This window comes from Brevibacterium spongiae (genome assembly GCF_026168515.1).
In the GTDB taxonomy this organism is placed as follows: domain Bacteria; phylum Actinomycetota; class Actinomycetes; order Actinomycetales; family Brevibacteriaceae; genus Brevibacterium; species Brevibacterium spongiae.
The window spans coordinates 3,013,713-3,026,311 of record NZ_CP093443.1 but is presented as its reverse complement, the minus strand read 5'-3'; the positions used below and the strand labels follow the sequence as shown (position 1 = coordinate 3,026,311).

Genomic DNA, 12,599 nt, shown 5'->3' with positions numbered 1-12,599 from the left:
AGCCGCACCGGCTCACAGCTTGCGCAGCTGCACCTTGCGGATCGTGTGGTCGGCGGACTTATGGAGGACGAGGTCGGCTCGACCGCGGCTGGGCTGGACGTTCTCGCGCAGGTTCGGGAAGTTGATCGAGTCCCAGATCTCCGTGGCCAGAGTGATCGCTTCGTCGTCGTCGAGCTTCGAATAGCGGTGGAAGTAGGAGTCCTCGTCCTGGAACGCACCATGTTTGAGCTTGAGGAACCGGGAGATGTACCACTGCCGGATGTCGCGGGAGCGCGCGTCGACGTAGACGGAGAAGTCGAAGTAGTCGCTGATTGCCAACCCCACGGTGCCGTCCTGGCGGGGCCGGGCCGGTTGGAGGACGTTGAGCCCTTCGACGATGAGCACATCGGGGGAGCGGACGACCACCTCGGCGCCGGGGACGATGTCGTAGGTGTGGTGCGAGTACACGGGCGCGCGGACCTCGGGGGCCCCGGATTTCACTGCGGAGATGAACTTGAGCAGTTTGCGCCGGTCATAGGATTCGGGGAATCCCTTGCGTCCGTTGAGGCGGCGACGCTCGAGTTCGGCGTTGGGGTAGAGGAACCCGTCGGTGGTGATGAGTTCGACGCGCGGGGTATCGGGCCAGCGGGCGAGCAGTTCGCGCAGCACGCGCGCGGTCGTGGACTTGCCCACGGCCACGGAGCCGGCGACGCCGATGACGAACGGGGTGCGCTTGGCGTCTTGCGGTTCCAATCCGCGTTCGTGCAGGGGAGAGAAGAATTCCCTGGTCAGATCGTGTTTCGCACGGCGGGCGGAGACGTAGAGGTTGAGCAGCCGTGACAGCGGCAGGTAGACCTGGGCCACTTCGTCGAGGTTGATCCGATCGCCGAGACCGCGCAGCCGTTCGATGTCCCGCTGCTTCAGCGGCAGGGGAGTGGCCTGGGCGAGCGTGCCCCACACCTCGCGATCGAATTCCCAGAACGGGGACGTCGTGTCCGGCTCGCTGCGACGGGCGGTGTTGAGGCCCGCGAGCCGGCGTGCGCGGTCCAGTTGAGGGTCGACTGTGCTCATGCGCCCATTGTGTCATGCGTCATGTTCCCAACCCGCGCCGAGGTGGGGCGACGGCCCGTACCAACCCGCGCCGAGGTGGTGCCCGAGTACCGCACACACCCCCGCCGAGGTGGGGCTGAGGTGCCCCCGGCCCGTGCAGTTCGTCACGTTGACCCGATCGTGACTCGCCGAAATACACGAGAACGGCCGGGAGTGCGTAAAATCTCCCTCATGTGTGGAATCGTTGGCTATGTATCCAAGGCCCCCGTTGACAATGCCGATCATCAGGCGCTCGACGTCGTGCTCGGAGGGCTGAAGAGGCTCGAGTACCGCGGCTATGACTCGGCCGGAGTCGCGCTCGTGACCCCGGAAGGCGAACTCGCCTCGGCGAAGAAGGCCGGAAAGTTCTCCGCCCTCACCGAGGAGATCGAGGCCAATCCTCTGCCGGCCGCGCAGACCGGCATCGGCCACACCCGCTGGGCCACCCATGGTGGGCCCACCGATCTCAACGCCCACCCGCACCTTGCCGACGGCGGCAAGCTCGCGCTCATCCACAACGGCATCATCGAGAACTTCGCCCACCTGAAGAAGGACCTCGTGGCCGAGGGCGTCGAATTCCTCTCCGAAACCGACACCGAGGTGGCCGCCGCCCAGCTGGCCAAGAACTACCGGGCCACCGGCGACCTCACCGCTGCGATGCGTGCGACCGCGAGCCAGCTCGAAGGTGCGTTCACCCTGCTCGCCGTCCACGCCGACCTGCCCGGCCAGGTCGTGGCGGCACGCCGCAACTCCCCGCTGGTCATCGGCCTCGGCGAGGGTGAGAACTTCCTCGGCTCCGACGTCGCAGCCTTCATCGACTACACCCGCACGGCCGTGGAGATCGGCCAGGACGAGGTCGTGACGATCACCCCGGACGAGGTCACGATCACGGATACGGACGGCAACCTCGTCGAGGGTGAGCAGTTCGAGGTCGACTGGGACACCGCCTCGGCGGAGAAGGGCGGCTTCGCGTCCTTCATGGACAAGGAGATCCACGATCAGCCGCAGGCCGTGGCCGATACGCTGCTCGGCCGTCTCGACACCGAGGGCCGGCTGACACTCGATGAGATGCACATCGACGAGAACGTGCTCAAGTCCGTGGACAAGATCGTCGTCATCGCCTGCGGCACTGCCGCATACGCCGGTCAGGTCGCGAAGTACGCGATCGAGCACTGGTGCCGCATCCCCACCGAGGTGGAGCTCGCCCACGAATTCCGCTACCGGGATCCGGTGGTGACCGAGAAGACGCTGGTCGTGGCGATCTCGCAGTCCGGGGAGACCATGGACACGATCATGGCCGTCCGCCACGCCCGTCAGCAGGGCGCGAAGGTCATCGCGATCTGCAACACCTTCGGCTCGACGATCCCGCGCGAATCCGATGCCGCGCTGTATACGCACGCCGGTCCCGAGATCGCCGTGGCCTCGACGAAGGCCTTCCTGTCCCAGGTCGTCGCCTGCTACCTGCTCGGCCTCTACCTCGCACAGCTGCGCGGGAACAAGTTCCGCGACGAGATCGCCACGATCCTGTCTGAACTGCAGACCATCCCGGAGAAGATCCAGCGGATCCTCGACGAGACGAAGGACCAGGTCCTGGCCCTGGCCGACCGGAACAAGGACGTCGGCTCGGTGCTGTTCCTCGGCCGTCACGTCGGCTACCCGGTGGCGATGGAGGGCGCGCTCAAGCTCAAGGAGCTCGCCTATATCCATGCCGAGGGCTTCGCCGCCGGTGAGCTTAAGCACGGACCGATCGCCCTCATCGACGACGGTCAGCTCGTCATCATCGTCGTGCCGTCCAAGCGCGGCCGCGACTCGCTGCATGCGAAGGTCATCTCCAACATCCAGGAGGTGCGCGCCCGCGGTGCGAACACCGTCGTCATCGCCGAGGAAGGCGACGAAGAGGTCGACCAGTTCGCCTCCGAGGTCATCGCCGTTCCCGAGACGACGACGCTCATGGCCCCGCTGCTGACGACCGTTCCGCTGCAGATCTTCGCGATGGAACTGGCCACGGCCAAGGGCCTTGACGTCGACCAGCCGCGCAACCTCGCGAAGTCGGTCACTGTCGAATGATCCGCCTCGGTGCCGGGCCGGGCGATGTCCGGTCCGGCACCGTTTCGACAGCGTTCCGGTGAGGGGTTCGGGCACGGGGTGTGCCACAGGTTTCTGAGGAGGTTCGGTTATGGCGATTCTAGGGATCGGCACTGACATTGCCGATGTGCCGCGTTTCGCCGAGCACATCGAACGCGTGCCTGAGCTCCTCGACCGACTGCTCACCCCTGGTGAGCAGCTCAAACGCAACGGCAAGCGCCGCACGGACGCGTCGCTGGCGGCACGGTTCTCCGCGAAGGAGGCGCTGAAGAAGGCGATCGGGTTCCCCGGGTGGCTGCCTTGGCAGTCCGCCGAGGTGGTTCCCGCCCTGTCCGGTGCCCCGTCGTTTCGTCTGCGCGGGCTCGTCCTCGAACATTTCAAACGCATCGGCGGGACGAATATCCACTTGTCGATCACCCATGATGCGCACCTGACGATGACGTTCGTCATCGCCGAGGGGGAGGGGCCGTCTCTCAGCCCCGATATCGCAGGGGTCGCCGAGCACTTCACCCACTCGATGTACGGGCGAGATATTCGCCCGAATTCCTGAATCCTCGGCTGGAAGACTGACGTTGCAGCTGAGACCAAGATTCAATGGCCTCAACGACTTGCAATGTGGCGGTAGTGCTCTTCGACGGCTTCGAAGTTCTGGATATCTTCGGCCCCGTCGAACTCTTCAGCCGGCTATCCGACTTATTCTCTCTGTCCTATGTCGCCGCTCAGCCGGGTCGAGTCCACAGCGCTCAGGGCATCGAGGTCGTCGACACAGCGAACACCCCGGACATCGTCATGGTTCCCGGCGGGATGGGCACCCGGCGGCTGGTCGAAGATCGAGCATTCCTCGACAGCCTGGTTGAGTCGCGCCCGATCTGGGACAATAGCTGTATGGAATCTGCCGTGGTACTCGACGCCGACGCAATCAGGAGCGCGTGCGCAAGATTCGGTGTGGAACGACTTCGCATCTTCGGTTCCGTACTCACTGACCGGTTCAATCCGGAGACGAGCGACATCGACTTCCTCGTCTCTTTCCTGCCGGATCGGGACAATCTGTTCCACGACTACTTCGATCTGAAGCTTGAGTTGGAGCGGATCGTCGGACGGCGAGTCGATCTGGTCATGGAACGCTCGGTGAAGAACCCTTTTTTCAAAGCGTCTGCGTTCGAGAGTGCGCAGGAAATCTATGCAGCGTGAGACAGGCGCGCATCTCTGGGATGCTGCTGAAGCGGCCAAGCTGGTCCGTGAGTTCGCTGGCGGCAAGACCGAGGCAGAGTTCAATTCGGATCTCGTCGTTCGCTCAGCGATCGAGCGCCAGTTGGAGATTCTGGGAGAGGCGCTGAAACGCCTCCGCAGAGACGATGCTGACACCGCTGCTCGAGTGCCCGGTCTCGATCGAATCGTCGGGTTGCGGAATGTCCTTGCCCATGAGTACGGCGACATCAACTACGAAATACTTTGGCTGGCGACCACAACCGAAATCCCCGGCCTGATCACGATTCTCAATGATCTCGTCGATGAGGCCAGAGGCGCTGCAGGACTGTAGCGGTACCACTGCGAAGGCTGCTGCTCGATCACTGCCGCGGGTAGAATTGTGCATAATGCGCGGATTTCCAGGAAGGCTGAACGGCTTCAATCCGCCTGTTCCTGATGGGTAATAGACTCAGCACCATGAGCTCACTTCCCAACGACGTTGTCGATACTCCCAACGACACCGACACCGACACCGACACCGACACCGACACCGACACTCCCGCCGTCCACCTGCCCACCGCCGATGACGCGAACGACATCGCGCCTGGCCTCGTCACGCTCCGTCGGGCCCTGCACGAGAACGTCGAGGTCGGACTCGACCTGCCGGTGACGCAGAAGCTCGTTCTCGAGGCCATCGAAGGCCTCGATGTCGAGGTGAGCACGGGGGAGAACCTGTCGTCGATCGTCGTCGTCTTGCGCGGCGGAGCCCGCAAGGAGGACTCGACCGGCGTCGTGCCCGCCGTGCTCCTGCGCGGTGATATGGATGGACTGCCCGTCACCGAGGCGACCGGATTCGACTTCGCGGCCACCTCGGGGAGGATGCACGCCTGCGGGCACGACCTGCACACGGCAGGACTCGTCGGCGCCCTCAAACTCCTCCACCGCGACCGCGACTCCCTGCCCGGCGACGTCGTCTTCATGTTCCAGCCCGGCGAAGAAGGCTTCGACGGGGCCGGGAAGATGATCGACGAAGGCGTCCTCGATGCCGCCGGGCCCCGCGTCAAGGCCGCCTTCGGCATCCACGTCTCCGCCGACGCTGATCTCGGCGTGGCCAGCTCCCGCCCGGGCCCGTACATGGCGGCATTCTCGAAGATGACCATCACCGTCAACGGCAAGGGCACCCACGCCTCCCGCCCCGCCACCGGCAAGGACCCGATCCAGGTCGGAGCGATGCTCGTCGGCCAGCTCCAGGAATACGTCACCCGCCGCTTCGACATCTTCGACCCGCTCGTGGTCACAGTCGGCCAGTTCAACGGCGGCACCGCACCGAACGTCGTCCCGGACTTCGCAACCTTGGTCGTCAGCGTGCGCACCTTCTCCGAGACCGTGACCTCCCGCGCCGAGGCGGAGCTGCCCCAACTCGTGCGTGACCTCGTCGCCGCCCACGGTCTGTCCGCCGAGGTCGACTACGAGCAGATCCTGCCCCCGACGATCAACAACGACGCCGAGGCGGAGTTCTTCCTGGCCACCTTCACCGACCTCTTCGGTGAGGACCGGACCGTGCGCAAGGCGAACCCGCTGCCTGGCTCCGAGGATTTCTCCCGCGTCCTCGACGCCGTGCCCGGTGCGTACGGACACTTCGGGGTCGCTCTGCCGAACCTGCCGATCGAGGAACGCGAAGCGAACCATTCGCCGCGCGCTCGCCACAGCGACGACGGACTGGCCGATCAGGCGCTGTTCCTCGCCCACCTGGCCGGACGCAGACTCGCGCAGCTGGCCGAAGGCTGACCCGGCCGGCACGGGCCAGGCGTGCCCGACCGCCTCTGGCCCTGACGGGGGAGAAGGCATACGGTGCAATGAGGAACCGAAACGTGACAATGTGCAGGAGCAGTCGATGAGTGTGTTTGCCTACCCGAGCGAGGTCATCCGCGAAGCCGAGGTGCCGCTGCTCGAGGCAGGCGTCCCGCTCATGGCGCGAGCGGCCCGGGCGCTGGCGAACATCGGCATCGACACCCTTACAGCAGACCTCGGTCGAGTTACCGGCACCAGGGTGTGTGTGCTGGCGGGTCCGGGCAACAACGCCGGGGATGCGCTCTTCGCCGCCGCGACCTTGGGCAGACGCGGTGCCGCCGTCACGGTCATCGCCCTCTTCGACCGCACTCACGACGAGGGGCTGACCGCCGCACGCCGCTCCGGGGCCCAGGTCCTCGCGTTCGCCTCCACCGAGGCGGACGACGACCCCACCTCCACCGAGGCGGCCGACCCTTCATCCGATTCCACCCGCACCGTTCCCGCCCGCAACGGCTCCACCCGAGCCGAGGCCCTGCGCGAACTGTCTCGGGCCGATCTCGTCCTCGATGGCATCCTCGGCACCGGTGGGCGGCGCGGACTGCCCGGGCACATCGCCTCACTCATCGCCGCATGGGCTCCGCACCGCACCGGGAACCTCATCGCCGTCGACGTGCCCTCCGATCTCAGCCCGGACTCCGACGGCGCGGAGACGCGACTCCATGCCGACCGCACCGTGACCTTCGGCGGCCTGAAAGCCGAACTCGTCGACCCTCGTGTGCACGAGTTCACCGGCAGCATCGACGTCATCGACATCGGACTGGGACTCGACACCGGGCTCGCAGTCGCCGAACTCCTCGACGCCGACGATCTCGCAGCCGACTTCCCTCGTCCTGAAGCGAGCGGTCACAAATACTCCCGCGGCGTCGTCGGGGTCCTCGCCGGCTCCGAGGACTATCCGGGTGCCGGCGTGCTCACGACCACCTCGGCGGTGAATACCGGGGCAGGGATGGTCCGCTACCTCGGCTCGCCCTTCGTCGCCGAGTTCGTCATCGGCGTCCACCCCGAGGTGGTCAGCGCGTCAGGACGAGTCAACGCCGTCATCTTCGGGCCCGGTGACCCCGAACCCGAATTCGTCCAGGGCGCCACAGAGGCCCTCAGTGATTCGCATATCCCGGTGGTCATCGACGCCGGGGGACTAGACATGGTCGGACGCGCCGAAGCGATGATCGGCACCTGGATGGCCGAGCGTCCGATCATCATCACCCCGCACGCCGGCGAGCTCGCACGAATGCTCAGCCGCCTCCTCGGCGAGATCATCACCGCCGGCCGGATCGGGCAGGACCCGGTCGGGTGGGCCAGGCAGGCTGCAGAGGTGACCGGCACGATCGTGGTCCTCAAAGGCCACCACACGGTCATCGCCGCCCCCGACGGTCTGGTCGTCCTCCCCGAGCCGGGGCCGGCAAGCCTCGCGACGGCAGGATCCGGGGATGTGCTGGCCGGGATCCTCGGCACCTTGGCGGCGATCGCATCGGCTGAGCACCGCTACGACGGTGATGACAGCCCGCTGCCGCACGCCGATTGGGCACGGCTGGCGGGGCTCGGCGTGCTCGTGCACAATGCCGCCGGGCAGCGGGCCGTCTCCGCGTCCGGGTTCGCCGATGCCCTCACCGAGGTGGTCGGCGAACTCATCCACGGCGCCGAACTCATCTCCGGCACCGACTGAATCCGCGGCACTGACTGAATCAGCTCAGTGGATGACGATCTGCGTCTTCGTCGTCCCTTCCCACTTCATCGCCTTGACCAGGCTGGACTCGTACATCGACACGCAGCCGGCCGTCTTCATCGACTCGGTGTTCGCGTGGAGGAAGATCGCTGACCCCTTGCCCGGTGTGCGGGCTTCGTTGTAGCCGATGACCTGGGCGTATTTGTAGGGCTTCGGCTGGTAGAGGGATTCGCCCTTGTACCCCTTCGACTTCAGCTGCATCGTGTTGTAGCCCTCGGCCTTCGTGGCATCGCCGTCGACCCACACATGGTCGCGGGTGACCTTCGTCCACGCCTTCTTCAGCCCGGGATTGGCCGAGGTGCCGAAGCCGTCGCGCATCCAGAACACGCCCTTCGGCGTCTTCCCGTCGCCCTCACGTTTGTTCGCCGTCGTCCCGTTGTAGCCCAGTCGCGCCTTGTACGGGCCGGAATCACGAACATAGCGGGACCCGGATTTCCGACACAGGTAGATGTCGGCGGTGATCGTCGACCGCTGTTTGACCTCGATGGCCTTGCCGGCGGTGACCTTTGAATTCGATTCGATGCCGGTGCAGTACTTCGACGCCGCCGAGGCGGGCGAACCGTGACCGGCCACCGTGAGAACCGTGGCGAGCAGTGCGGTCACGAGCACCGCGGCGAGCGAACGGCTGAGTCGACTGGTGTGCATGATTGCTCCTTGTTCGTCGTTCAAGACCGCTGACAGGGGTGCCGGCGGCCGGGTCCGCGGTCGTCGGCAGGAGTGCGTCGGCAGAGACTGCCCCGGCAGGTCCACCGTCGATCGCGGAGGTTCATCGTAACCGCGGACTCCGGCTGCGGTTCCCCGTTTCGTGGTCCCGATTCCTCGTGGTCCGTTGGGTCGGCGGTAGTCTTATCCAGTGACATCTTTCGACATCCCCGAGGCGCTGGTCCGGGCCGAGATCGACGCGGCGGCCCTGCGTGAGAATGCCGCCGTCCTCGCGAAGCGACTGGCTCCCGCGCGTCTCAAATGCGTCGTCAAAGCCAATGCCTACGGCCACGGCGTCGACCTCGTCGCCCCGGTGCTCTTCGCCGCCGGGTGGCGCGAGTTCTGCGTGGCGACGATCCCCGAAGCCCTGCAGCTGCGGACCCTGCTCGGTCCCGATGCCGAGATCCTCGCATGGCTCTACGGCCCGACGACCGACCTCGACGAGGCGGTGCGTGCCGGCATCCAACTGGGAGTCTCGACGGTCGAGAGCCTCGATCGTCTCGTCGACGCCGCCCGCCGCACCGGTGCCACCGCACGCATCCATCTGAAGATCGACACCGGACTCGGCCGCAACGGTCTGTCCCCGGAAGCCCTCGTCCGCGCCTTCGACTGGCTGCGCAGCTATGATGAGGACCGCCTCGCCGCGGGGCATTCCGGCGGAACTGACGATTCCGGCCCTACCGCGGGCATCCGCATCGTCGGCATCATGAGCCACTTCGCCGTCGCCGACGAACCCGAACGCCCCGAGACCGCCGCACAGGCCGCCGTGTTCTCCTCCGCCCACGGGCAGCTTCGGGCGGTGCTCGACGCTGCGGACGGCCGCCTCGGCGAATCCGACGCACTCGATGTGCACATCGCGAACTCACCGGGGGCGCTCACCCTCGGACCGTGCCCGGGCACCTCGGCGCGGGTGGGACTCTCCCTCTACGGACTGTCCCCGCTCGAAGACGGCGATGCCGCGGCCCTCGGACTGAGGCCGGCGATGCGGCTGGTCTCCACTGTCATCAATCTCAAGGACATTCCCGCAGGTCACGGAGCCTCGTATGGGCTGACGTTCACGGCCGCGACCGACACCCGCTTCGCGCTCGTGCCCGGCGGGTACGGGGACGGGCTTCCTCGAGCGGCATCGAACCGCGCCGAGGTGGCCATCCGCGGTCGTCGGTATCCCGTCGTCGGGCGGATCGCCATGGATCAGATGATCATCGACATCGGGTCCGGCAATACCGAGGTGGCCATCGGCGACGAGGTCGTCATCTTCGGTCCCGGCGGTCCGAGTGCTGCCGAGTGGGGGACCTGGGCGGATACGATCAACTATGAGATCGTCACCCAGCTCAGTGCCCGCGTCGACCGCCGACTGATGTCAGGAGGCCACCGATGAGGCTCCGTGTGGAATCGCTCGAGCAGATGCGCCGCTTCGCTGCCATCCTGGCGGGCCACCTGCGTGCCGGTGATCTGCTCATCCTCACCGGCAACCTCGGTGCGGGGAAGACGACGTTCACCCAGTCGCTGGGGAAGGCACTCGACGTGGTCGGTCGGATCACGTCGCCGACGTTCATCATCGCCCGCGAACACCCCTCCCGCGGCGACGGACCAGCGCTGGTGCACGTCGACGCATACCGGTTGGCCGACGGGGAGGAACTCGAAGACCTCGACCTCGACTCGGAGCTCGACGAATCGATCACCGTCGTCGAATGGGGCGCCGGAATGGCCGAGCAGCTCAGCAGCGACTACCTCGAGATCACGATCACCCCGGTGTGGGGAGATGGCGGGGACGCCGAGGACGAAAGGCGCATCGTCGATCTCATCGGCCATGGTCCCGTATGGGCGCAGCGCCTGCCGCAGGTTCGCGCGGCGCTGACCGAATTCGAGGGAGACGAATCATGATCATCCTGGCCATCGACACCTCGCAGTCGGCCTCCGTTGCGCTCGTCGACGCTGATACCGGAGATGTCATCGCCGCCGAACAGGCTGATGACCAGCGCCGGCACGTCGAATTCATCGGACCCGCGCTCGCCCGCGTGCTCGCTGCGCAGAAGGCACCCGAACTCGTCGTCGTCGGCATCGGACCCGGCCCCTTCACCGGGCTGCGTGTCGGCATCGCTGCGGGAATCGCCGTCGGTCAGGCCCGCGGGATCCCGGTCAGGGGACTGCTGTCCCAGGCCGCGGTCGCCGAGGAATTCGTGCGGACGAGTTCTCAAAGGGCGACCACAGCCGACGACGCAAGCCGGCCCGGAGCCGATGCCGCCTCGGGCACCGCCGGAGGTGCTCCCGTCCTCATCGCCTCGGACGCCCGACGCAAAGAGGTGTACTTCAGCGTCTACGACTCGTCCGACGCCTCACTGAGCGCGGGACCGTTCGTCGCCAAACCCGCCGAGGTCGCCGCCGTTCTCGCCGATCACTCTTTCGCACTCGACGATCACGGTGACGCACTCACCGGGCACGCTGACGCACTCCGCAGCGGCGATGCGTCGGCCGATGCCGGCGAGATCCGGGAGCGGCTCGGACGCGGGTTCCTCCTCTACCCCGAGATCCTCGGCGCTGCGACCCGGGAGCCGATCACTGACCCCCGAGCCGAGTTCCTCGCCCTGGCCGCCGCCCGCGACATCGCCGCCGGACGCTCCTTGAGCGAACCGGTTCCCGAATACCTGCGCGAACCCGACGCGAAGGCGACCCCGGTGCGCGAGAGCTCACTGAAATGACCTTCACGACCATCGCCGAGCTGCCCTGGTGGGACCTCGCCGAGGTCGCTGACCACGATGCCGCCATCTTCGGCCCGACGGCGTGGACGCTCGGCTACTACTGGGCGGTGAAGGCGCAGAACGGCACGATCATGCTCGCCGCCAGGACCACCTCGGCGGGGGACACGAATGCGAACGTGAACTTCACTGACGACGGCGAGGACGCGACCGCCTCGGCGCGGGAGCTGGCCGCGAACGCGAACTTCGCGGACGACGGTGAGGACGGCACCGCCTCGGCGGGGGAGCTGGCCGGGTGGATCGTCATGTCCAGCGCCGGTGCGGAAGCCGATGTCATGACGATCGCGACCACCGAGGCGGCGCGCGGCAAGGGCATCGGCCGGGACCTTCTGCAGGCCGGGATCGACTGGGCGAAGGACTGTGGGGCCGACGTCGTCCACCTCGAAGTCGACGAACGCAACGCCTCGGCGCTGGCGCTCTATGCATCCTTCGGATTCGAAGAATGGGGGAGGCGACCCGACTACTATCCGGGCGCCGCAGGAATCCTCATGCGGCTGCGGACGACCGCCTAGCCGTACGCCTGCCGTACGCCTAGCCGACGGGGACCGCTCGTTCCTCCGTGGCCTCGGTGAGGTCGACGAGAAGGGCACCGTTGAGACGGAAGGCGACCATGGTCTCGTCGATGACGATCTGCTCATCACCACCGGTGGCGGCCACCTCGTCGAGGAGCCTGCGGTAGGCGTCCTTGTACGGCTTCGTCTTGCCGATTTCGGCGAAGTCCCACATGGTCAGCGCGTCAGTTCCCAGACCGTAATGGCGGCCCATGAGGGTGTCGATCGCCTGACCGCCGGAGAGATCGCCGAGGTAGCGGGTGTAATGGTGAGCGATGACCTGCTCAGCCCGTTCGAGTCCGGCGAGGCGGGCGGCATAGGCGTCTGCGCTGGGCATCACGGGCAGATCGCTGCCGTCGAGGGCGGTCAGGTCGGCTGCGATGCGCTCGCTGCGGAAGAGGTTCACATCGTGGAAGGGCGCGAAGACGGGATCGTCGGCGAACTGCCGCGATGTCGATTCGAGCACGGAGTAGATGGCCTGGTACTGACGCAGCAGCAGGGCGTAGGCCCGGGAGTCGAGGCGACCCTCCATGAGATCGACCATGAACGTGGTGTGCTCGACCTCGTCGTGGATGGCGGCGGTGCTGGCCTTGAGGCGAGCTGAGAACTGTTCGGACATGGTGTCTCCTCGGGGATCACTCGGGGATTGCGACGAAGATGTGATCGGCATCATCG

13 protein-coding genes are annotated in these 12,599 nt (G+C 66.5%); 10 read left to right on the top strand and 3 right to left on the bottom strand.

Going from position 1 to position 12,599, the window contains the following annotated elements:
* Positions 1-12: 12 nt before the first annotated feature.
* Positions 13-1,050 (bottom strand): type I pantothenate kinase, encoded by a 1,038-nt coding sequence (coaA, locus tag L1F31_RS13630; protein ID WP_265417819.1) that lies wholly within the window; start codon positions 1,048-1,050, stop codon positions 13-15.
* A 210-nt stretch (positions 1,051-1,260) separates the two neighbouring features.
* On the opposite strand from coaA, the gene glmS reads away from it, so the two are divergent.
* The 6 genes from glmS (at position 1,261) to L1F31_RS13600 (ending at position 7,855) form a co-directional block, all read left to right on the top strand.
* Positions 1,261-3,135 carry a glutamine--fructose-6-phosphate transaminase (isomerizing) gene (glmS, locus tag L1F31_RS13625; RefSeq protein ID WP_265417818.1) on the top strand — a complete coding sequence of 625 codons (1,875 nt, stop codon included), beginning with the start codon at positions 1,261-1,263 and terminating at the stop codon, positions 3,133-3,135.
* A gap of 109 nt (positions 3,136-3,244) precedes the next feature.
* Positions 3,245-3,703, top strand: coding sequence for a holo-ACP synthase (locus tag L1F31_RS13620; protein WP_265417817.1), 459 nt, complete (start codon positions 3,245-3,247; stop codon positions 3,701-3,703).
* Between the two features lie 74 nt (positions 3,704-3,777).
* Positions 3,778-4,344, top strand: coding sequence for a nucleotidyltransferase domain-containing protein (locus L1F31_RS13615; protein ID WP_265417816.1), 567 nt, complete (start codon positions 3,778-3,780; stop codon positions 4,342-4,344).
* Positions 4,334-4,693, top strand: coding sequence for a HepT-like ribonuclease domain-containing protein (locus L1F31_RS13610; protein WP_265417815.1), 360 nt, complete (start codon positions 4,334-4,336; stop codon positions 4,691-4,693). The genes L1F31_RS13615 and L1F31_RS13610 overlap by 11 nt, the downstream gene beginning before the upstream one ends.
* Before the next feature lie 125 nt (positions 4,694-4,818).
* On the top strand, positions 4,819-6,129 hold the full coding sequence (locus L1F31_RS13605) for a M20 metallopeptidase family protein (RefSeq protein ID WP_265417814.1): 1,311 nt from the start codon (positions 4,819-4,821) through the stop codon (positions 6,127-6,129).
* Between the two features lie 106 nt (positions 6,130-6,235).
* Positions 6,236-7,855, top strand: coding sequence for a bifunctional ADP-dependent NAD(P)H-hydrate dehydratase/NAD(P)H-hydrate epimerase (locus tag L1F31_RS13600; protein ID WP_265417813.1), 1,620 nt, complete (start codon positions 6,236-6,238; stop codon positions 7,853-7,855).
* A 24-nt stretch (positions 7,856-7,879) separates the two neighbouring features.
* Here the strand turns inward: L1F31_RS13600 and L1F31_RS13595 are convergent, their stop codons facing one another.
* On the bottom strand, positions 7,880-8,560 hold the full coding sequence (locus L1F31_RS13595; RefSeq protein WP_265417812.1) for a hypothetical protein: 681 nt from the start codon (positions 8,558-8,560) through the stop codon (positions 7,880-7,882).
* Positions 8,561-8,768: 208 nt separating this feature from the next.
* Here L1F31_RS13595 and alr point away from each other — a divergent pair, with 208 nt between their 5' ends.
* Genes alr through L1F31_RS13575 form a run of 4 tightly spaced genes read left to right on the top strand, consistent with a single transcriptional unit; the run spans position 8,769 to position 11,885 of the window.
* Entirely contained in the window at positions 8,769-9,995 is a 1,227-nt protein-coding gene (alr, locus tag L1F31_RS13590) for an alanine racemase (protein ID WP_265417811.1), read from the top strand.
* The gene (tsaE, locus tag L1F31_RS13585; RefSeq protein WP_265417810.1) at positions 9,992-10,501 is read left to right on the top strand and encodes a tRNA (adenosine(37)-N6)-threonylcarbamoyltransferase complex ATPase subunit type 1 TsaE; all 510 of its coding nucleotides are present in this window, start codon (positions 9,992-9,994) and stop codon (positions 10,499-10,501) included. Before alr ends, tsaE begins: the two co-directional genes overlap by 4 nt.
* Positions 10,498-11,316 carry a tRNA (adenosine(37)-N6)-threonylcarbamoyltransferase complex dimerization subunit type 1 TsaB gene (tsaB, locus tag L1F31_RS13580; protein ID WP_265417809.1) on the top strand — a complete coding sequence of 273 codons (819 nt, stop codon included), beginning with the start codon at positions 10,498-10,500 and terminating at the stop codon, positions 11,314-11,316. Before tsaE ends, tsaB begins: the two co-directional genes overlap by 4 nt.
* A complete protein-coding gene (locus L1F31_RS13575; protein WP_265417808.1) occupies positions 11,313-11,885 on the top strand; it encodes a GNAT family N-acetyltransferase in 573 nt (190 codons plus the stop codon). Before tsaB ends, L1F31_RS13575 begins: the two co-directional genes overlap by 4 nt.
* A gap of 19 nt (positions 11,886-11,904) precedes the next feature.
* On the opposite strand, the gene L1F31_RS13570 is transcribed toward L1F31_RS13575, so the two are convergent.
* Positions 11,905-12,543: a biliverdin-producing heme oxygenase gene (locus L1F31_RS13570; RefSeq protein ID WP_265417807.1), complete on the bottom strand. Its 639-nt coding sequence runs from the start codon at positions 12,541-12,543 to the stop codon at positions 11,905-11,907.
* Positions 12,544-12,599: the final 56 nt, after the last annotated feature.